At 65.8% G+C, this 20464-nt stretch carries 20 protein-coding genes; 12 read left to right on the top strand and 8 right to left on the bottom strand.

Annotation, left to right across the window (positions count from 1 at the left end):
- Positions 1 to 3: 3 nt before the first annotated feature.
- Positions 4 to 1152: an acyl-CoA dehydrogenase family protein gene (locus tag OSB52_RS02460; RefSeq protein ID WP_235726072.1), complete on the top strand. Its 1149-nt coding sequence runs from the start codon at positions 4 to 6 to the stop codon at positions 1150 to 1152.
- Positions 1149 to 2666, top strand: coding sequence for a long-chain-fatty-acid--CoA ligase (locus OSB52_RS02455; protein ID WP_266059999.1), 1518 nt, complete (start codon positions 1149 to 1151; stop codon positions 2664 to 2666). The genes OSB52_RS02460 and OSB52_RS02455 overlap by 4 nt, the downstream gene beginning before the upstream one ends.
- Before the next feature lie 90 nt (positions 2667 to 2756).
- On the opposite strand, the gene OSB52_RS02450 is transcribed toward OSB52_RS02455, so the two are convergent.
- The 3 genes from OSB52_RS02450 to OSB52_RS02440 all read right to left on the bottom strand — a co-directional run bounded on the left by OSB52_RS02450 (position 2757) and on the right by OSB52_RS02440 (position 6457).
- The gene (locus OSB52_RS02450; RefSeq protein WP_235726070.1) at positions 2757 to 3575 is read right to left on the bottom strand and encodes a DUF1206 domain-containing protein; all 819 of its coding nucleotides are present in this window, start codon (positions 3573 to 3575) and stop codon (positions 2757 to 2759) included.
- An 89-nt stretch (positions 3576 to 3664) separates the two neighbouring features.
- Positions 3665 to 4813, bottom strand: coding sequence for an NAD(P)H-dependent flavin oxidoreductase (locus OSB52_RS02445; protein WP_266059997.1), 1149 nt, complete (start codon positions 4811 to 4813; stop codon positions 3665 to 3667).
- Between the two features lie 18 nt (positions 4814 to 4831).
- The gene (locus tag OSB52_RS02440; RefSeq protein WP_266059996.1) at positions 4832 to 6457 is read right to left on the bottom strand and encodes an acyl-CoA synthetase; all 1626 of its coding nucleotides are present in this window, start codon (positions 6455 to 6457) and stop codon (positions 4832 to 4834) included.
- A 68-nt stretch (positions 6458 to 6525) separates the two neighbouring features.
- Between OSB52_RS02440 and OSB52_RS02435 the strand changes: the two genes are divergently transcribed.
- The 4 genes from OSB52_RS02435 (at position 6526) to OSB52_RS02420 (ending at position 9220) form a co-directional block, all read left to right on the top strand.
- Entirely contained in the window at positions 6526 to 7347 is an 822-nt protein-coding gene (locus tag OSB52_RS02435; RefSeq protein ID WP_235726067.1) for a crotonase/enoyl-CoA hydratase family protein, read from the top strand.
- A gap of 84 nt (positions 7348 to 7431) precedes the next feature.
- Positions 7432 to 7830 carry a hypothetical protein gene (locus OSB52_RS02430; RefSeq protein ID WP_235726066.1) on the top strand — a complete coding sequence of 133 codons (399 nt, stop codon included), beginning with the start codon at positions 7432 to 7434 and terminating at the stop codon, positions 7828 to 7830.
- Entirely contained in the window at positions 7827 to 8381 is a 555-nt protein-coding gene (locus OSB52_RS02425) for a DUF2243 domain-containing protein (RefSeq protein WP_235726065.1), read from the top strand. Before OSB52_RS02430 ends, OSB52_RS02425 begins: the two co-directional genes overlap by 4 nt.
- Positions 8378 to 9220, top strand: coding sequence for a cytochrome c oxidase assembly protein (locus tag OSB52_RS02420; protein ID WP_235726064.1), 843 nt, complete (start codon positions 8378 to 8380; stop codon positions 9218 to 9220). The genes OSB52_RS02425 and OSB52_RS02420 overlap by 4 nt, the downstream gene beginning before the upstream one ends.
- On the opposite strand, the gene OSB52_RS02415 is transcribed toward OSB52_RS02420, so the two are convergent.
- Positions 9127 to 10542, bottom strand: a complete 1416-nt coding sequence (locus OSB52_RS02415) for a cytochrome P450 (protein ID WP_266059993.1) — start codon at positions 10540 to 10542, stop codon at positions 9127 to 9129. The two genes, OSB52_RS02420 and OSB52_RS02415, sit on opposite strands and share 94 nt — an antisense overlap.
- A 105-nt stretch (positions 10543 to 10647) precedes the next feature.
- Between OSB52_RS02415 and OSB52_RS02410 the strand changes: the two genes are divergently transcribed.
- The 3 genes from OSB52_RS02410 to OSB52_RS02400 all read left to right on the top strand — a co-directional run bounded on the left by OSB52_RS02410 (position 10648) and on the right by OSB52_RS02400 (position 13390).
- A complete protein-coding gene (locus OSB52_RS02410; RefSeq protein WP_266059992.1) occupies positions 10648 to 11085 on the top strand; it encodes a PaaI family thioesterase in 438 nt (145 codons plus the stop codon).
- Positions 11057 to 11668: a TetR/AcrR family transcriptional regulator gene (locus OSB52_RS02405; RefSeq protein WP_266059991.1), complete on the top strand. Its 612-nt coding sequence runs from the start codon at positions 11057 to 11059 to the stop codon at positions 11666 to 11668. The genes OSB52_RS02410 and OSB52_RS02405 overlap by 29 nt, the downstream gene beginning before the upstream one ends.
- Before the next feature lie 126 nt (positions 11669 to 11794).
- Positions 11795 to 13390, top strand: a complete 1596-nt coding sequence (locus OSB52_RS02400; protein WP_266059989.1) for an HNH endonuclease signature motif containing protein — start codon at positions 11795 to 11797, stop codon at positions 13388 to 13390.
- Positions 13391 to 13481: 91 nt separating this feature from the next.
- On the opposite strand, the gene OSB52_RS02395 is transcribed toward OSB52_RS02400, so the two are convergent.
- Entirely contained in the window at positions 13482 to 14519 is a 1038-nt protein-coding gene (locus OSB52_RS02395) for an LLM class F420-dependent oxidoreductase (RefSeq protein ID WP_266059987.1), read from the bottom strand.
- A gap of 69 nt (positions 14520 to 14588) precedes the next feature.
- Here OSB52_RS02395 and OSB52_RS02390 point away from each other — a divergent pair, with 69 nt between their 5' ends.
- From OSB52_RS02390 to OSB52_RS02380, 3 genes are read left to right on the top strand one after another with little or no spacing between them, the layout of a single operon-like run.
- Complete coding sequence (locus OSB52_RS02390; RefSeq protein ID WP_266059986.1) at positions 14589 to 15623, top strand: Zn-ribbon domain-containing OB-fold protein; 1035 nt, start codon at positions 14589 to 14591, stop codon at positions 15621 to 15623.
- 46 nt (positions 15624 to 15669) lie between these two features.
- Positions 15670 to 16704: a thiolase family protein gene (locus OSB52_RS02385; RefSeq protein WP_235726057.1), complete on the top strand. Its 1035-nt coding sequence runs from the start codon at positions 15670 to 15672 to the stop codon at positions 16702 to 16704.
- Complete coding sequence (locus tag OSB52_RS02380) at positions 16704 to 17882, top strand: thiolase family protein (RefSeq protein WP_266059982.1); 1179 nt, start codon at positions 16704 to 16706, stop codon at positions 17880 to 17882. Before OSB52_RS02385 ends, OSB52_RS02380 begins: the two co-directional genes overlap by 1 nt.
- 203 nt (positions 17883 to 18085) lie before the next feature.
- On the opposite strand, the gene OSB52_RS02375 is transcribed toward OSB52_RS02380, so the two are convergent.
- The 3 genes from OSB52_RS02375 to OSB52_RS02365 are packed head-to-tail and all read right to left on the bottom strand — an operon-like array spanning position 18086 to position 20427.
- Positions 18086 to 18631 carry a carboxymuconolactone decarboxylase family protein gene (locus tag OSB52_RS02375; RefSeq protein ID WP_266059980.1) on the bottom strand — a complete coding sequence of 182 codons (546 nt, stop codon included), beginning with the start codon at positions 18629 to 18631 and terminating at the stop codon, positions 18086 to 18088.
- A 57-nt stretch (positions 18632 to 18688) separates the two neighbouring features.
- On the bottom strand, positions 18689 to 19141 hold the full coding sequence (locus OSB52_RS02370) for a nuclear transport factor 2 family protein (RefSeq protein ID WP_266059978.1): 453 nt from the start codon (positions 19139 to 19141) through the stop codon (positions 18689 to 18691).
- Positions 19138 to 20427, bottom strand: a complete 1290-nt coding sequence (locus tag OSB52_RS02365; RefSeq protein WP_372475481.1) for a cytochrome P450 — start codon at positions 20425 to 20427, stop codon at positions 19138 to 19140. Before OSB52_RS02365 ends, OSB52_RS02370 begins: the two co-directional genes overlap by 4 nt.
- Positions 20428 to 20464: the final 37 nt, after the last annotated feature.

The raw sequence follows: 20464 nt of genomic DNA, 5'->3' as shown, positions 1-20464 counted from the left end.
ACCATGGACTTCACCTACCCCGAGACCGCCGACGACGTCCGCGGACTCACTCGCGACATCGTCACCACGATCAGCACCCCCGAACGGGTCGCCACGCTGGAGGAATCCGGCGCCCCGGTCGACGCCGAGCTCTGGCGCGAGCTCGGCGCGGCCGGGTTGCTCGGCCTCGAGGTCGCATCCTCGCTGGCGGGCGAACGCGGCGGCGACCTGAGCGCCATCGAGAACACCGTCGTCGCCGAGGAACTCGGCCGCGCGATCGCGCAGGTGCCTTTTGCCGCGCACGCCTGCGCCGCCCTACCGGTGGCTGCCAACCGCGGCTCTCGGGCGCTGCGTGATTCGGTGATCGGCCCGGCAGCCGGTGGCGAACAGATCCTCACGGTTGCCTTCGAGGAGGATCTCGGCGTCGACGTGGCCGCACCCACGGCCACCGCGGTGGTCGACGACGCACGCATCACGATCACCGGCACCAAGATCAACGTGCCCTACGCCGAGGCCGCGCACGTCTTCGTGGTCAACGCGGCCGGGCCCGACGGACCGCTGGCGGTGCTTGTGCCCCGCGAGACAGCCGGTGTCACCGTCCGCGCCGAGTCGTCCACCGGCAAGATCCCCACCGGTCAGGTCGACTTCACCGAAGCAGTCGTCGACACCGCATGGGTACTCGAGGGTGGGGTGGCCGCCGTACGTGATGTCGCCGAACGCCTGACCTTGGCCGTCTGCGCCGAACAGTCCGGCATCATCTCCCGCGCCCTGGAACTCACCGCCGAATACGCCCGGGAACGCGAACAATTCGGTCGCGCGATCGGCTCGTTCCAGGCAGTCGCCCAGCGGCTCGCCGACGGCTACATCGATGCCCAAGGGTTGTCGCTGACCACCATCCAGGCGGCGTGGATGCTCGCCAACTTCCATTCCGACGCCCCCACCGGCAGCGAGACCGATCTGCGCACCGCCATCTCGACCGCCAAGTTCTGGGCCGCCGAAGCCGGACATCGGATCGCGCACACCACCGTGCACGTGCATGGCGGCGTCGGCCTGGATACCAGCCATCCGGTACATCGGTACTTCCTACGCGCCAAGCAGAACGAGTTCACCCTCGGTTCGGCACCGGTGGTGCTTGCCGCGATCGGCGCCGACCTGGCCGCCACCCCGGCGTGACCCTCGCCGACCTGCTCCACGCGGTCGACGACGTCGACGACCGCGGCCTGCACCACGACGACGGGTTCATGTCCTGGCGAGACCATGTCGCCGCATCACGGTCGTGGGGAACTGCGGTGCGCGAGTTGTTGCCGCACGACGCACCCCCGCACGTCGGGGTATTGATGGAGAACACCCCCGAGTTCAGTGTTCTCCTCGGCGCCGCCGCGCTGGGTTCCTTCGTACTGGTAGGTCTCAACACGACTCGCCGCGGCGAGTCCCTGGCCGCCGACATCGCTCGTGCCGACTGCCAGATCGTGGTGACCGACAGCGCAAGCCGCCACCTCCTCGACGGCGTCGACGTGGGGATCCCGGTCATCGACGACCCGCACCGCCGGTTCGGCGGAGAGGCCAACCGCCGGGTTGACCCAGGCGACGTCGAGACCCCCGCACCCGACGACATGATGATGCTCATCTTCACATCCGGGACAACCGGCGATCCAAAGGCCGTTCGGTGCACCCAGCGGAAGTTCGCCGAGAGTGGCCGAATGCTCGCCGACCGTTTCGACATCGGCCGAGACGATGTCATCTATCTGTCGATGCCGATGTTCCATTCGAACGCGGTCATCGCCGGCTGGTCGGTGGCCCTCGCCGGTGGCGCGTCGATCGCGCTGCGCAATCGCTTCTCCGCCAGTGGTTTCCTGCGCGATGTCCGACGATATGGCGTCACCTTCGCGAACTATGTCGGCAAGCCGCTCAATTACATTCTCGCCACCGACGAACGATCCGACGACGCCGACAACACGCTTCGCATCATGTACGGCAACGAGGCATCAGCAGCCGACCGCGCCTGCTTCGCCGACCGATTCGGATGTCGGGTCGTCGACGGATTCGGCTCCACCGAGGGTGGAGTCGCCATCACCCGCACGCCCGACACTCCCCCGGACGCGTTGGGTCCGCTGCGGGCGCCGACTGCCGTCGTCGACCCAGAATCCGGCGATCCGGTACCCGTCGGCGAGGTCGGTGAGATCGTGAATTCCTCGGGCCCAGGCCTGTTCAGCGGCTATTACAACGATCCGGACGCATCCGCCGACCGGATGCGCGGCGGCGTCTATCACACCGGAGACCTCGCCTGGGTCGATGAAGCCGGCTACCTACACTTCGCCGGGCGGCTCGGCGACTGGCTGCGCGTCGACGGCGAGAACCTGGGCACCGGACCGATCGAACGAATCCTACTGAGGCATCCGATGGTTCGTCAGGTAGCGGTATACGGCGTGGCGGTGGAGATCGGCGACGAGATCGAGGCGGTGCTGGTGGTCGACCGGAGCCTCGACGCCGACGAATTCACCGACTTCCTGAGCCGCCAGAGCGATCTCGGACCCAAACAGTGGCCGCACCGCGTGCGCCTGACCCGCGAACTACCGGACACGGCCACCTTCAAGACGGTCAAACGTCAACTCCGGGAATCAGCCGGCCCGCCCACCTGGGTTCGACATGGCGGGAGGTACGCGGTCACCGCTGACGCCTCGCCGTAGGACGACGAAATCTCTGCGGCGCCACAGTGTCGGCACCGCAATGATTGCCGCCGCTGCTCGCTGAACCTGCAGCCGGATACAGCGTGACCATCACATCCGGGCCCAACGCGACATGACGAAGCAATACACCCCGTACGCGGCCAGGCCAACGGCGGCGAGGATCAACAGGATCTGGCCCGCGGGCAGGCCCGCCAGGGTCTTGATCGCCGCATCGATGCCGGCAGCCTTCGACGGATCGGCCCGGAGTGCTGCGACGATCACCAGTATTCCCGCGCCGGCGATCACCGCCCCCTTGGCCGTGTACCCGATGACCCCCGTCGTCGTCACCGCGGTTCCACCACCACGACGGAGATCGTCGAGGAAGTTCTTGGTGACTCCCTTGTAGATGAAGTATGCGCCCACGCCGATGACAATCAGGCCGACGATCACCAGGACCACCTTGCCGCCGGTGTGCTGCATCAGTCGCGCGCTCATGCCCGCATTTTGCTGCCCACTGGACTGCCCGCCGCCCGTCGCGAAGTTGATCGCCGACCATGCCAGGCCCAGGTACAGGACGAACAGCGCCAGCGCCTTTCCGCGGTCGAACCACTCGCTCAGACCGCCGTCCGACGAATCCGGGTCGTTGGCCTTGCCACCGAGGATCGCCTCGGCCAGTCGCCACAATGCCAGCGCGGCAAAGGCCACCGCAGCCACCCAGAGCACCACCTGCCCGCCGGGCTCACCTGCGAAGACCGCCAACGCCCCAGATTGGTCGGCGCTGCCGCCTCCACCGAAGGCGATGCGCATCACGATGTAGGCGATGAGCAGGTGAAGCAGACCGGTCACGAGGTAACCGGCGCGCGCTGCCCGCTCGAACCACGGGCTGTCGGTGACGCGGTCGACGGTCTGCTTGGCCTGATGGTGGGTCATCGGTGTCCGTTTCGCTCGGGGTGAGGCTTATCGGCCTTCGGTTGCACAACGCTACAGATAGCCGATCCACCCACGGACGAAACGGACGTTCAGCTCACCGGCGTCGACAACGTCGTGTTCATTCGCGCCACCGCCTGCTCATACTCGGTAACCAGATCCTCGATGAGTGCGGCGACCGGGGTGATCTCGTTGCAACGTCCCACGATCTGACCGGCCGGCATCGCCACCACCTCCGGATCGTCGGCGGCCGAGATCCGCGCGTGCGCCTCGCTGACGAGCAGATTCTGCAAGGGCATGGGCAGCGCGTCCGGCGCGCCGTCGGCGTCCCAGGCGTCTGTCCACTTCGTCTTCAGCAACCTGGCGGGTTTGCCGGAGTAGATGCGGCGACGCACGGTATCCCGCGACGTCGCCTTCAGCAGCGCCTTCTGCACCGTCGACGGCCCGTCAGCGTCCGGGGCCATGCCGAGCTTGTATTCGGCGGCGGTCAGCCAGTAGGTGCCCATCCACACGCCTTGCGCGCCCAACGCGATCGCCGCGGCGATCTGCCGGCCACTACCGACACCGCCGGCAGCCAGCACCGGCGCCGCGTCACCCAACGCGTCAACGAGTTCGGGCCAGAGAATCATCGAGGTGACCTCGCCTGTGTGGCCACCGCCTTCATAGCCCTGGGCGATCACGATGTCGACCCCGGCCTCCACATGGTGCAGCGCGTGTTCCTTCGCCCCCGCGAGCGCCGCGACGAGCAGGCCGTTGTCATGGGATGTCGCGATGACGTCTTCCGGCGGGGACCCCAGGGCGTTGGCGATCAGCTTGATCTGCCCGTACTTTCGCGTGTGCTCCATCGCGACGTCCACGTGGGATCGCGCGACGGAATGTAGCCAGCCGAGCACACCGGCGTTGACCCGTTCGCCGTTGGGCAGCGGTGGCACACCGAGGTCATCGAGGGTGCGTTCCACGAACGCCTTGTGCTCGGGCGGGATCATCGAGTCCAGGTCCACCTGGCTGCCCTCGGTGGGAATTTTCGCGGGCATCACGATGTCCACACCGAAGGGTTTTCCGTCGGTGTTCTCGTGCATCCACTCGAGGACCTCGTCGAGTTCGTCGGCCTCGTTGAAGCGCACACAACCCAGCACTCCCATGCCACCGGCGCGACTGATCGCGGCGGCCACATGCTGGCTCGGGGTGAATCCGAAGATCGGGTATTCGATGCCGAAACGGTCGGCGAGTTCGGTACGCATCTCAGCTCATCTCCGGCGCTACAGCGCCTCGTCGGCGGGACGTTCGGTGGTGATGCCGGCACCCCACCGGTAGTCGGGTTTGCCTGCGGGCGAACGCTTGATCTGATCGACGAACCAGACGCTGCGCGGGCACTTGTAGCCGGCGAGTTCCTTGCGGACCACGTCGTTGAGGTCGGCGATCGAGGGCCGGGCACCGTCACGGGTGGCGATGACGGCGGCAACCCGCTGCCCCCACCGGTCGTCGGTCACGCCGACGACAACCGTGTCGAACACGTCGGGATGCGCCTTGAGCGCACCCTCCACCTCCTCGGGGAAGACCTTCTCCCCGCCGGTGTTGATGGACACCGAGCCGCGCCCGAGCATGGTGATGGTGCCGTCCGCCTCCAGCTGCGCGTTGTCACCCGGCAGCGAATACCGAATCCCGTTGAACTCCTTGAAGGTCTTCGCCGACTTCTCCGGATCGTTGTGGTAGCGCAGCGGCACGTGCCCGGACCTCGCCAACACACCCACCTCGCCGCTGCCGGCCTCCACCGGAGTGCCGTCCTCACGCAGCACATGGGTCTCGCTGTCCGCCTTCACGCGTGGTCCACCGCTGTGTGGCGCGCCCTTGGCCACCACACTCAGACCTCCGAAACCCGTTTCCGACGACCCGATCGCGTCGACGATCACCGCATTGGGGAACCGGTCGACGAATTGATCCTTGATGGTCGGCGAGAACAGGCATGCCGACGACGCGATGGATACAACTGAGGACAGATCGTGTTCGTCCTTTTCCGCCAACGCCTCGATCATCGGCCGACCCATCGCGTCGCCGGTGATGAAGATGACGTTCACGCCGTGACGTTCGACGATGTCCCAGGCGGCGCTGCCGCTGAACTCCGGGTACACCACCGCTTTTCCGCCTGCGAACAGTGATTGGAAGATGGCCCACTGCGACCCGCCGTGGATGAACGGCGGGATCGGGTAGCGCACCAGCTGCCCGCCCGCAGCGCCGTCCTGCGCGAGCTTCCACTCATCGGCCACGGGTTCGCTGGTGTACCAGTCGATCCCGCCTCCGAGGACCCGCCACACGTCTTCTTGCCGCCACACCACACCCTTGGGCTTTCCGGTGGTGCCACCGGTGTAGAGCATGTACAGGTCGTCGTTGGTGCGCTTCTCGAAGTCGCGCTCGGTCGACGACTCCGCGATCGCATCGTCGTAGGGGATGGTGTCCTCGTAACCGCTGCAACTCAACGAAGCATCGCTGCCGTCGTCAATCGCGATCCGATGCTCGATCGACGGACAATTCGGCAACGTGTTGCACACCCGCTCGCAGAACTGTCGCTCGTGGATGAGGACCTTCATCCCGGAGTCGGTAAAGATGTGTTCGAGCTCGGCCTCGACGTAGCGGTAGTTCACGTTCACCATGACCGCGCGGGCCTTGAAGATCGCGACCATCGACTCGACCGCCTCGATGGTGTTACGGCTGTACAGACCCACTCGGTCGCCGGGTTGCACGCCGAGCTCGCGGAGTTTGTGGGCCAACGCATTGGAGCGCGCCTCCAAATCTGCGTAGGTGCGAGTGCGGTCGCCGGATTCCAGGGCGATGCGCTCGGGCATCAAATCGACGGCATGCTCGATGAGGTCGGCAATCGTGTAGGCCATGGCTCAAAATTAGAACGTGTTATCGTTTTGAGCAAGCAGCAATCCGCACCGATTCGCGAGGAACGACGATGACCACAGTTGCCGGTTCGCAAGCCGCCACCGACCACGCTCCCGACTGCCTCGTCGAGAAGCGCGGCCACGTCCTGATCGTGACCATGAACCGTCCGCAGGCACGGAACGCACTGTCGGCGGAGATGATGCGGATCATGGTCGAGGCCTGGGATCAGGTCGACGACGACCCCGACATCCGCGTGGCGATCCTGACCGGCGCCGGTGGCGCATTCTGCGCCGGCATGGACCTCAAGGCGATGAACAAGAACTCCCCCGGGGACACCGCCGATCAGGGCACCTGGAACCCGGCGAGCCTGCCCGCATTGCTGAAGGGACGGCGCCTCACCAAGCCGCTGATCGCCGCGGTCGAGGGCCCGGCCATAGCCGGCGGTACCGAGATCCTGCAGGGCACCGACATTCGGGTGGCCGGCGAGAGCGCGAAGTTCGGTGTGGCCGAAGCCCGATGGGGGCTGTTCCCGCTCGGCGGCAGCGCGGTGCGACTGCCTCGGCAGATCCCGTACACCATCGCCGCCGACCTGTTGCTGACCGGACGCCACATCACCGCAGCCGAGGCCAAGGAGTACGGCCTCATCGGTTACACGGTTCCCGACGGATCGGCTCTGGACAAGGCGCTCGAGATCGCCGAGGCCATCACCGCCAACGGCCCGCTCGCCGTACAGGCAATCCTCAAAACCATGCGTGACACCGAGGGCATGCACGAACTCGACGCCTTCGAGATCGAATCCAAGCTGGGCATCTCGGTGTTCAAGAGCAAAGACGCCAAGGTCGGTCCCCGCGCGTTCGCCAACAAGGAGAAGCCGGTCTTCACCGGGGAATGACCGCGGTCGAGCCGCCGGCGTCGGCATGGTTGGCGCCATGCCGGTTCGGGTATCCCCCTCATCGCAGCGATGAGAGGAGTACCGATGGCAGCAGAACACGACCAACCGCACATTCCCGACCCGGCCGATTCGGTGAACCCCGAACTCGCCTCCGCGGTCGACGCCGAGGATCTCGATGAGGACCGGCTGCAGCTCGACCCGCTCGAGGAGGGCATGGATCCTCCCGAGGGCTGGTCAGCCGCCGACCGCACCGGGGTCACCGCCCGCGAGCAGCGCGAAGGCGAAACGCTGGATGAGCGCCTCGCCGAGGAGGAACCCGACTTCGGCGATACACCCGAGGCGGGCGCTGTGGCCGAAGACGAGCGACAGCCAGACGGCACCGACGATCGTCGCACCACCACGAGTGGCGGGCAGTCAGCCGACGAGGCGGGCGGATCGGTCGCGGCCGCACAGCGCACACCGGGATTCGACGAGGAAACATGACCCGCGGCGACCCGGAAGCCGGCCCGGCAGCGCACGAGCAATCGACACGCAGCCTTGCCCTACCCGGCGTGGTCCTCGGCGTCGGTCTCGGTGGATTCGTCGACGGCATCCTGCTGCACCAACTCTTGCAGTGGCACCACATGCTGACCGGTACCGACGACGATCGGCTCGGTGTGGACTACTACTCGGCAGACACCGTGCACGGGTTGCAGATCAACACGGTGTGGGACGGGCTGTTCCACACGTTCACCTGGCTCGCCGTGCTCATCGGCCTGGCATTGCTCTACAGCCGGGTCACCGACGCCCGCCGCCGGCTGTGGACGTCACGGGCACTGTGGGGTTGGGTCCTGGTCGGCTGGGGCATGTTCAACCTGGTCGAGGGAGTCATCGACCACCACATCCTGCGGATTCACCATGTCCGCAGCGGTGATCACCAACTGCTGTGGGATCTCGGGTTCCTGGTCCTGGGCGCGCTACTCGTTGTCGGCGGATGGTTACTGCAACGCACCGCTCGACCGGTTCCTGGCGTCGACTCACTCGCAGGACAATGAACACGCTGGCACATGGCGCCGAGACCGCAGTTCCCACCGGCACCATCGCTGTCCTGGTGCTGGCGGCATTTGCCGGGACCACGTATGTTCTCGCTGCGCGGCGGCGCCACAGTGAGAACCGCGGCTGGGATCATCGGCGCACGGTCGGATTTCTGACCGGGTTGGCCTTACTGCTGGTCGCCGCCCGGCCGGCGACATCCGATGGGTTCGCCGACCACATGCTCGGCCACCTGCTCATCGGAATGTTTGCCCCGCTGGCGCTGGTGTTGTCTGCACCGTTGACCTTGCTGCTGCGATCTGTGCCGCCGTCGGTGGGCGCCGCGATCACTCGACTGTTCCGCTCCACACCGGCGCGTGTGATGACTCATCCGATCGTGTTGCTGACAGCCAACATCGGAGGTCTCGCGGCGCTGTACTTCACCGGCCTCTTCGGTCTCTCAGAGCGGAACAACCTCGTACATTCCGCGATCCACGTGCATTTCTTCGTGGTCGGATACCTGTTCGCCTGGATGATCGCCGGACCCGACCCCGGGCCACACCGGCCCGGCGTGCGGACCCGGCTCGTGGTACTCGGTGTGGCCATCTTCGGACACGCCGTGATCGCACAGCTGCTCTACGCGGGATGGTTTGTCGCGATCGACGCCCCGGCCGCAGAGATCCGTGCCGGTGGCACGCTCATGTACTACTGGGGTGACATCGCCGAGATCCTGCTCGCACTGGCGCTTCTGGTGACCTGGCGGCCGGATCACCGCAGCAGGGCGGGCGCACGTCGCGGCACAAGATCGAGTTCGAACCCCTTGGGCACCATGGTGAGTCGCTCGTCCACCGCGAGTTCGTAATCGGGGTCACCGGAGAGGTCGTATCGATGCAGGATGCGCGCGAGCACCAGTACCGATTCATGCAGCGCGAACTGGCGGCCGATACAGGCCCGCAACCCGGCACCGAACGGTTTGTAACTGTGCGCGGGACGCTTCTTGACGTTGGCCGGGAGGAATCGATCCGGGTCGTAGACATCCGGATCGTCCCAGACGGACGGATCTCGGTGAACGAAGCCGAGCACGATGATCGCCCAGTCCTGCGGCCGCATCCGGTAGGCGTCGGCCAGCATGGTCTCGCCCCGCGGGCTGCGGGCGAAGGCCGGCACCGTCGGCCAAATGCGCAGTGCCTCATCCAGACATCGGCGTATGTAGCGAAACTTCGGAATCTGCTCGAAGGTCGGCACCGCGTCCGAGTCGTCACCGAGGATCTCGTCGGCCTCCTGTTGCGCCTTCGCCAGGCAATGCGGGTTCCGCGACAGGTAGTACAGCGTGAATGACAACGCACCCGAGGTGGTTTCGTGGCCGGCCACCAGGAAAGTCAGAATCTGATATCGAATGTTCAACGGTGACAGTCGCTCCCCGCTCTCCGGGTGAGAGGTGTTGAGCATGATGCCGAGCAGATCGTGATCGTCGGAAGATGCCGAACGTTCGGCGATGAGGTCGTCGAGCATCTTATCTACATACGCCTGCTGGCCCGCGTTGCGCCGATCGATGAGCCTGCCGAGCAGCGCGCCTCCGGGCGCCGTCAGCAGACCACCCTTGCGACGCCCGGTTTCCAATGCTCGGATCATGGCGCCGACAAACGGATGCGGTTGCTGACTGGTGAAGGACCCGAAGTCGTGGCTGAACGCCGCACGACTCAGCGTTTCCATGGTCAGTTTCGTCATCGACTGCGTGACGTCCACCGGTCCGGCCTGCCGTTCCCAGAACGCGAACAGTTCATCGGCGGTGGCCAGCATGATCGGGTGATACGACTGCATCGCCGACTTGGTGAACGCGGGCATCAGCAGTTCGTGTGCCAGTTGCCAGTTGGGTTCGTCGTTCTCGGCGGTGAACAGCCCGTCGCCGGCGTATTGCCGCAGGGCAGTGATCGCCGGTGGCAGCGCCTTGCAGAACCGCGTCTCATCGCAGAGCTCGGCGGCGAGCTCTGCACTAGACACGAACACGAAGTTCTGCCGAAAGATCCGCATCTCGAAGATGGGGCCGAGGTCGGCGCCCCACGCAAGCAAATCCAGGATGGGGTGTCTGGGGCTCGAGACTCCCAGGTCACCGATGAGCGGTTTGCGACGGCCGGCGTGCGGAAAGATTTGCCCCGACCAGTCGTTCTTCAGCGTCCTGACCACAGTTCGACCCTGCTCCCGGCGGATAGGCGTGTCAATCCATCCACGGATGGATTCTATCCGGGAGCACTCTTGACACACACAATAATAGAGAGCAGTCTCTGATAAATGATTGACCTGGATCTGGCACGTACGGTGCTTGACGCCCAGCCGTTCAGTCGCATGCTCGGCGCACGCCTGACTCACATCGGCGACGATGGCGTCACACTGGCAGTCGACGTCCGCGACGATCTGCGTCAGCAGTACGGCTACATCCACGGCGGGGTGCTGAGCTACCTCGCCGACAATGCACTGACCTACGCCGCCGCGCTCGGTCTCGGTCCGGACATCGTCACCAGCGGCTTCTCGATCGAGTACCTCTCCCCCGCCCGCGGCGGGCGTGAACTGGTCGCCCACGCGACACTTGTCCACGCGGGCCGAACCAAAGCCGTTGCGCGATGCGACATCAGCATCATCGGCGACGATGGGACACGGCGTGCGGTGGCCGCCGCGCAGGGAACGAGCATGGTCCGGGGCCGTGGGTCGAAAACCGCGCTTCAGCATTGACGAGATCCTCGACGCCGCACTCGAACTGGTCGTCGAGGACGGCCCAGCGGCGGCGACGGCATCCGCCGTCGCCCGTCGTATCGGGGCGCCGTCGGGGTCGGTCTATCACCGCTTCGCCAGCCGCGACGAGCTGATGGCCCGGCTATGGCTACGCTCCATCGCGCGATATCAGGAGGGCGTCGTCACCGCCTTGCGGCGCGACGATGCCACCGAGGCCGCCCGAGCCGCGGTCGCGCACTGTTTCGATTGGACGGCCGCGCATCCCGGGGAGTCCGCGCTGCTGCTGCAGTACGACAAGCAGGACCTGTTGCGCTCCTGGCCCGATACACTCGCCGCCGAACTCCGGACGCATAATCACCACACACGCGAAGTCGTGCGAGCATACGCTCGACGACGATTCGGCTCATCCGATGCCGAGGTGATGGATCGGGTCACGTTCGCACTCGTCGACCTGCCCTACGCGGCCGTACGACGACATCTCCCCGACCGCGGCCGGCCTGCAGAGTGGTTGCGCGACTTCACCCTACGGTCCGCCGAGGCGATACTGGCCGAAGTTCCCACCAGGATTACGGACTCTTCGTAACGCGAGGTCGGGTGTGACTCCACGACCCTCCGCACTGTCGCCGACGTACCGGGAAATTGACAGTTGCAGGCATCAAAGTTTGGGGCTACTCTCGAAGATACGTTCGAACGACAGTCGGGGGATTCAGTGTCGGGCACGGATCAGGTCAGTGAGGTGCAGCAGCTGTATGCGCAGTTGCATGACCTGCTCGACCGTATCGATGCCGTCGACACCACCCCTGCCATGGATGACGCAGTGCTCGATGTCGCCGAACAACACGAACGTGCCCACCGCCGGATGAGTCTGATCGGGCATCGCCGCATGATGGACTGCAACGACCGCGGTGTGCCCGGCCAACTCGGCTACCGCCACATCGGCGAGATGATGGCCCACCATCTACGCATCCCCGATCACCGCCGCCGCATGCGACACATGCGGGCCCTGGCGCAATTCCGGTCCCTGCAGGGCGAACTCACCCCACCACGCTATGCGGGGCTGGCCGCGGTGGTCGCCGACGGCGCCGCCACACCCGCCCACGTCGATGCCGTGTTGAAAGTGGTGAAGAAGATTCCCCGCTCGGTGCCACTCGACGTCGCCGAGAAGGCCGAGGCGATGTTGGCCGAGTTCGCCCGCACCCTCACACCGAAACAGATCCTGAAGGCCGGCGCCGAACTGTTGAGCCGCATCGACCCCGACGGCACCCTGGCCGATGAACGCGACCGCGCCCGGCGTCGTTCGGTACTCATCGGCGACCAAGACGACCAATCGATGAGCGAGTTCGACGGTGCCCTCACACCCACCACCCGCGCCATGCTCGACGTGATCCTGGCGAAAATGGCCGCCCCCGGGATGAACAATCCCGACGACAAGGACTCCCCACGCGGCGCGACTCTCGACGCCGACATCGAGAAACTGAAAGAGGCAGCCGGGCGCGACAATCGATCCACCGGCCAACGCAACCACGACGCCCTCGAAGCCCTGTTCAAGCTGGTCCTCGACGGTGGGGTACTCGGCAAGAGCCACCGCGGTCTGCCGCCACACATCATCGTCAAGGTCAACGAAACCGATCTGCGGGATCGTGCCGGGTTCGGGCACACCGCGACCGGCACCCAGCTGCCCATCGCCGACATCATCGAGATGGCCGCCGAGGCGCAGTTCCACCTCGCCGTGTTCAAAGACCACACCGCCCAACCGCTGTATCTGGGCACCGCCAAACGCTTCGCCAACCAGGCGCAACGGCTGATGCACTTCGCCCAAGACGGCGGCAGCGGATGCTCCAAACCCGGCTGCTCGAATCCGAGCGCGATCGTCGAAATCCATCACGCCGACAAGGACTGGGCCGACGGCGGCACCACCGACATCGACACCACCGCACCAGCCTGCCCACCACACAATCGGATGGTCGGCCCCAACCCCGGACAATGGACCACCCGCATCATCCGCCACGGCCGTGACGCCGGCCGCGCCGGATGGTCACTGAACCCACTCGACGGCAGCCCACCCGGACCACCCCAGGTCAACCGGATACACGAGGTCGGCGAACTCTTCGAACACTACCTCCGCGGCGGCACGATCAGCGAGGACCCACAGCCCGCCGAAACCAAACCACCGGCTGCGGACGCGGCGGTTCGGCGCAAGCCGATCTCGCCGGCACGACTCGCCGCACGTACTCGACGACGCAAACAGAAACGACGCCGCACCAACCACCACACCCGACAACGACTCCTGGCCCGGGTGCGATAGGTCCCGCGAGACTCTCGCGCGCCCGCCGATCACCGGCGCGTGAAACTGCACACGCGGGTGATCGCTGGGCGCGCGAGAATTTTGCCGACGGTCACACCAGCGTCGCCAACTGCCGGATCGTTGCCACATCACGTGCGGTCACCATCAACATGGAAACGCCCGCGGCCTCCCACTGCTTGATCTGAGCACGCACCTCATCGGCGGTGCCGGCGATCATCGTCTCGCGCACCATCTCGTCGGGGACCGCGGCCATCGCCTCGGCCTTGCGGCCCTGGAGGAACAGTGCCCCGATCTCGTCGACCGCGTCGCCGTAGCCCATGCGCCGATACAGCTCGGCGTGAAAGTTCTTCTCCTTGGCGCCCATTCCGCCGACGTAAAGCGCTGTCGACGGCCGGTACCGCTCCACGGCCTCGGCGATGTCGTCGGTGATGACCACCTGCACTGTCGCCGCGACCTCGAAGTCGTCGCAGGTGTGTCGGGCCCCGGGGCGCGCGAATCCTTCGGCCAGCCAGGCCTCGTACTGATCGGCCAGACGCAAACTGTAGAAGATCGCAAGCCATCCGTCGGCGATCTCCGCGGTCTGCGCCACGTTCTTCGGCCCCTCGGCGCCGAGCCAGATCGGAATGTCGGCTCGCAAAGGATGAGTGATCGGTTTGAGTGATTTGCCGAGTCCCGTCGATCCGGGCGCATCGGGCGGGTACGGCAACGGATAATGCGGGCCCGCGTTGGACAATTCGCCCTCACGGGCGAGTACGTCCCGGACCACCTGGACGTACTCGCGAGTGCGCGCCAACGGCTTGCCGAAAGGTTGCCCGTACCAGCCCTCGACCACCTGCGGCCCAGACACACCGAGACCGATGATGTGGCGGCCACCGGAGAGATGGTCGAGGGTCAACGCCGCCATCGCCAGCGACGTCGGCGGCCGCGCCGACAATTGCGACACGGCCGTGCCGAGCCGGATCCGGTCGGTCGCCGCACCCCACCAGGCCAGCGGGGTATAGGTGTCCGACCCCCACGACTCGGCAGTGAACACCGCGTCGAATCCAGCCTCCTCGGCAGCCGCGATGAGCTCCGGAGCATTGTCGATGGGGCCGGCACCCCAGTATCCGAGCTGCAGTCCGAGCTTCACGTGTGCATCCTCCGCGGGTCTGTGACGTGCATCTTGTGCCTCAATACTAGAACGTGTTCTACTCGATGGGTGAGCACCAGCACAACTGCACCCCGCCCTGCCCCGGCGAGTCCGGTCGCCGAGGTCCCCGCGCCCCAGTCGGAGATCCTGTCGGCACCGCTCAAGAATTCCTTCGACTACACACGCTCGCTCGGACCCGTCCTGAGCCAGTTCGCCCTCGCTCTCCGCGACGGCCGCATCATCGGATCGAAGAGCAGCGACGGCACGGTATCGGTGCCGCCTCGTGAGTTCGACCCGATCGGCGGCGCGAAGACCACCGAGCTGGTAGACGTCGCCTCGGTGGGCACCGTGCTCACCTGGTCGTGGCAGCCGCAGCCGCTCACGCCGCAACCCCTCGACAAGCCCTTCGCCTGGGCGCTGATCACCCTCGACGGCGCGGACACCGCGATGTTGCATGCGGTCGCCGTCGATTCGCCCGCCGACATCTCCACCGGCCTGCGGGTACACGCCGTCTGGAAGGCGGCCCGCATCGGCCGCATCGACGACATCGCCTACTTCGCACCCGGTGACACCGCCGACGCGGCACCGGCGAACGAGGCCGAGAACTCCGACGACGAACTCATCGTCATGCCGACCCCCATCAGCACCGAGATCGTCCACTCGGCCACCGAGGAGGAGTCCTGGTATCTCGAGGGTCTCAAGGCCGGCAAGCTGTACGGGTCGCGGATCGGCTCCGGGGTGGATGCCGGGCGCGTCTACTTCCCGCCGAAAGCAGTCAGCCCGTCCGACGGTTCGGCCGCGGTGGAGCGGGTCGAGTTGGCCGACACCGGCATCGTGACGACCTTCTGCATCGTCAACGTCCCGTTCCAGGGGCAGCGGATCAAGCCGCCGTATGTGGCCGCGTACGTCCTGCTCGACGGCACCGACATCCCGTTCCTGCACCTGATCCTCGACTGCGAGGCCGCCGACGTGCGGATGGGTATGCGGGTGCAGGCGGTCTGGCAGCCCGAGGAGGAACGTGAACTGTCCATGGGCAGCATCAGCCACTTCCGCCCCACCGGTGAACCCGACGCCGAGTACGAGTCGTATCGCGAGTTCCTCTGAGCGACAAACATTCTTCGACCGGACCACTTCCATCAAGGAGTCTGCAGTGACCCTCCCCCGGATTGCGATCGTCGGGTTCGCGCACAGCCCGAACATCGTCGGGACGCACGGCACCACCAACGGTGTCGAGATGTTGATCCCGTGCTTCAACAAGCTCTACGCCGACCTCGGCATCTCTCGCACCGACATCGAATTCTGGTGCAGCGGCTCGTCCGACTATCTTGCCGGCCGCGCATTCTCGTTCATCTCGGCCATCGACTCGATCGGCGCGATGCCGCCGATCCATGAATCCCACGTCGAGATGGACGGCGCCTGGGCGTTGTACGAAGCGTGGGTGAAGATCGCCACCGGAGAGGTCGACCTCGCCCTGGCCTACGGTTTCGGCAAGTCCACCGCCGGCAACATGGATCAGACCCTCGCCCTGCAGCTCGACCCGTACACCGTCGGGCCGCTGTGGCCCGACGCCCGTTCGCTGGGCGCCCTGCAGGCCCGCGCCGGGATCGACGCCGGCACCTGGTCCGAAGAGGACATGGCGGCGGTGGCCGCGCGCACCTCCGGAGCGTCGGTCGACGAACTCATGAGCTCCGAGTATGTCGCCGATCCGCTACGAGCACACGACATTGCGCCCTACACCGATGCCGCCGCGGCGGTGATCATCGCCAGCGAGCGCAAGGCGAAAGAGCTCGTCGCCAACCCCGCCTTCGTCACCGGCTGGGATCATCGCATCGACACACCCAACTTCGGTGCACGGGATTTGACGATCTCGCCGTCGACGAAACTCGCCGGCGACACCGCGTTCGGCGATCGCAACCGTGCGGTCGACGTAGCCGAGATCAACGCGTCATTCACCCATCAGGAGTTGATCGTGCGCAACGCACTCGACCTCCCGGAGTCCGTGCGGATCAACCCGTCCGGCGGTTCACTGGCGGGCAATTCGCTGTTCTCCGCCGGACTACAGCGGGTTGGCTACGCCGCCCACGAGATCCTCACCGGTAACGCGGGTACCGCGCTGGCCCATGCATCGAGCGGCCCGCTGTTGCAGCAGAACATGGTGGTCACCCTGGCAGGAGACGAGAACTGATGGCACACAACAATCGCGCAGCAGTCCTGGGCACCGGCCAGACCAAGTACGTCGCCAAGCGTCACGACGTCACGATGGCCGGCATGTGCCGGGAGGCCATCGACGCCGCCCTGGCCGACGCCCAGGTGTCCATCGACGATGTCGACGCCATCGTGATCGGCAAGGCCCCCGACCTGTTCGAGGGGTCGATGATGCCGGAACTGGCGATGGCCGAGGCCCTCGGCGCGGTCGGCAAGCGGATGATCCGTGTGCACACCGCCGGATCGGTGGGCGGCTCGACCGCCAACGTCGCCGCGTCGCTGGTCTTCGCCGGGATACACAAGCGCGTGCTGGCGGTCGCCTGGGAGAAGCAGTCGGAGTCGAACGCCATGTGGGCGTTGTCGATTCCGGTCCCCTTTACCAAACCCGTCGGTGCCGGCGCGGGTGGCTTCTTCGCACCGCACGTGCGTGCCTACATCCGGCAGTCCGGCGCCCCCGAGCACATCGGCGCCATGGTGGCCGCCAAGGACCGGCGCAACGGCTCACTCAACCCGCTGGCCCATCTGCAGCAATCCGACCTCACCGTCGAGAAGGTGATGGGTAGTCAGATGTTGTGGGACCCGATCCGCTACGACGAGACCTGCCCGTCGTCGGACGGCGCCTGCGCGGTGGTGATCGGCGCCGAGGACGTGGCCGACGCCGCGGTGGCAGCCGGCAACCCGGTTGCGTGGATTCACGCCACCGCGATGCGCACCGAACCGTTGTCGTTCGCCCACCGCAACGTCGTGAGCCCGCAGGCCAGCCGCGATGCGGCGGCCGCTCTGTGGAAGGCCGGAGGTATCGACAACCCGGTCGAAGAGATTGATGCCGCCGAGGTGTACGTGCCGTTCTCGTGGTTCGAACCGATGTGGTTGGAGAGCCTCGGGTTCGCGGCCGAAGGGGAGGGTTGGAAGCTCACCGAGGCCGGCGAGACCGAGATCGGTGGCCGCATCCCGCTCAATGCGTCCGGCGGCGTGCTCTCGTCGAATCCGATCGGCGCATCGGGCATGATCCGCTTCGCCGAGGCCGCCATCCAGGTGATGGGCAAGGCCGGCGACCATCAGGTCCCCGACGCCCGCAAGGCCCTCGGTCACGCCTACGGCGGTGGCTCGCAGTACTTCTCGATGTGGCTGGTGGGCGCCTCCAAGCCCACGCACTAGCGGCGCAACCCCACCTCCCGAACGCGCCCAGCACGGAGGCCGACCCCTTTCGCGCCGACAGAACCCAGAATTTCGCCGAGAGAACCCTCATTCTCGCCGACGGCATCAATCCGATCGCGAGTGGAGGAGGGTTCTCTCGGCGAAATTCTGGGTTCTGTCGGCCTCCGTGCTGGGCGCGTTGGGAGGTGAGGTTACGTCTGGAGTCAGGGGGCTTCCGGGAGGGCGCACGCCTGGCCGTCCGACATTCCCATCGGTCGCACCCCGAGGGCCTGGTTGAGCCGACCGCGCTGATTCTCCCACGCGATGGTCATCGCGAGCTCAGCGATCTGACGTCGCGATAGATGGCGCGACAATGCTTCTCGTAGATTAGCGAGGTCGTCCCCGACGGCAGGTGTCAGCGTCATGGCTTCGGCGTAGCCGATGACGAGCTTCTCCAGCTCGGAGTATGCGCTGCTGTCACGGTACCGCGGCAGGTCGCGGATCTGCCGCTCGCTGACGCCGCTGTCGTGGGCGAGCGCAGAGCCGATGTCGAGACAGAACTCACAGCTGATCAGGCCGGCCGCCTTCAGTTCGGCGAGTTCTTTGAGCTTCGGCTCGAGCGCATTGCTGAGCAACAGCGCAGTCTCGTAGAGGCCGGTGGCCGCACCGATCTGCGGACGGCGGCGAAGCCACCCGACCAGATCGCCCCGGTGTCGCTGTGATGACCGAAACGCTCTGCCGAAACCACGGATTCGATTGAGTGCGCGCATCGCCCGACACTAGCGCCCTTTTCGCGGCCTCCGTGCTGAGGGCGCGGAAATACCAGGTCAGGCGGGTCGAACCGAGTTGATCGTTTTCTCGACCTCCCAGAATGCGCGCAACGCGCTCATCTTCCCGTCCGCATCGGCGCGATAAGTGAACACACCGTGCGCCTCGGACACGTGGCCGGCGATGTGGGTGACGATCTTTCCCACATAGGCCACCTCGTCGCCGCAGATGATCTCGTCGTCGAAGACGAACTCGATGCTCTCGGTGGTGGCAATCGACTTGTCCCAGAACTCCGCAATCTGTTCGTGTCCGCGGAAGCCCTTACCTTCTGGATCGAACATCGACGGCCCCACCGGATCCTCCACCGACCCCTCGGCGGCGAAGTTGTCCACCCACGCCTGCTTGTCGCGCGCTATGACGAACTCGCGGGACCGCCGACCGGCCAGGACCGCGGGATGATTCTCCCGGTCGATGTTCAGGTAGGCCGGCGATTCCTTTTCTTGCGTGGTCATTTCGTGCCGTAATCGACCTGGAGTTCTTTCACACCGTTGATCCAGCCGTGACGTAGGCGGCGCGGCGATTCGAGTTTACTGATGTCGGGCACGAGGTCGGCGATCGCGTTGAACATCAAGTTGATCTCCATGCGCGCCAGGTTGGCGCCGACGCAGAAGTGGGCGCCGTTGCCGCCGAAACCGACATGCGGGTTGGGATCGCGCAGGATGTTGAAGTCGAACGGCTTGTCGAAGACGTCCTCGTCGTAGTTGGCCGAGCCGTAGAAGAGTCCGACGCGCTCGCCTTCCTTGATGTCGACGCCGCCGATCTGGGTGTCCCGCTTGGCAGTTCGCTGGAAGCAGTTGACCGGGGTCGCCCAGCGGACGATCTCGTCGACCGCGGTGGCGGGCCGCTCGGTCTTGAACAGCTCCCACTGGTCCGGGTGATCGAGGAAGGCATTCATACCGTGACTGATGGCGTTGCGCGTGGTCTCGTTGCCGGCCACGGTCAACAGGATGAAGAAGAAGCCGAACTCGGTCTCGTCGAGGCTCTGACCGTCGATGTCGGCGTTGACGAGTACCGACACGATGTCATCGACCGGGTCTTTCCGCCGCGCCTCGGCCATCGTGTAGCCGTACCCCAGAATCTCGGCCGACGCCATCTGCGGGTCCTCGCCGAATTCCGGATCGTCGTAGTTCATCATGTTGTTCGACCAGTCGAACAGCTTGCCGCGGTCTTCTTCGGGCACACCGAGCAGGTCGGCGATGGCCAGCAACGGAAGATCGACGGCGACGTCATGCACGAAGTCGCCCGTACCCTTCTCGGCGGCCTTGCTGACGATGGTGCGGGCAGCGTTGTCGAGCTTCTCCTCCAACGAATGCACCGCCCGCGGCGTGAACGCCTTGGAGACGAGCTTGCGCAGCCGGGTGTGGTCCGGCGGATCGTGGTTGATCAGCAGCGCCTTGGTGACGTCGAGCTGATCCTGGGTCATCTCGTCGTCGAACCGCATGATGACGCCGTTGGTGGCTGTCGACCAGTCGTCGTTGTTCTTCGAGATCTCGCGGATATGAGCGTGCTTGGACGCCACCCAGTACCCGCCGTCATGAAAGCCGCCGCCCTTCCCCGGCAACTGGGCGTTCCACCAGACGGGTGCCGTCTTGCGGAGCTGTGCGAACTCCTGCACCGGAATGCCCTTCTCGAGCAATTCCGGATTCGTGAAGTCCCAGCCCTCCTGCTCCATGAACGGATAATCAGCCATAGCGCCCCCCGATTCGGCGCCGGTCGTCGCACCCTGTGCCTGGGTCACGTCACACCACCTCGCTCTGAGATTTAGAACCTGTTTC

Origin of the sequence: Gordonia aquimaris (assembly GCF_026262595.1) — a bacterium.
In the GTDB taxonomy this organism is placed as follows: Bacteria; Actinomycetota; Actinomycetes; order Mycobacteriales; family Mycobacteriaceae; genus Gordonia; species Gordonia tangerina.
The sequence above is the reverse complement of the archived record's forward strand: the minus strand, read 5'-3'. Positions and strand labels throughout refer to the sequence as shown.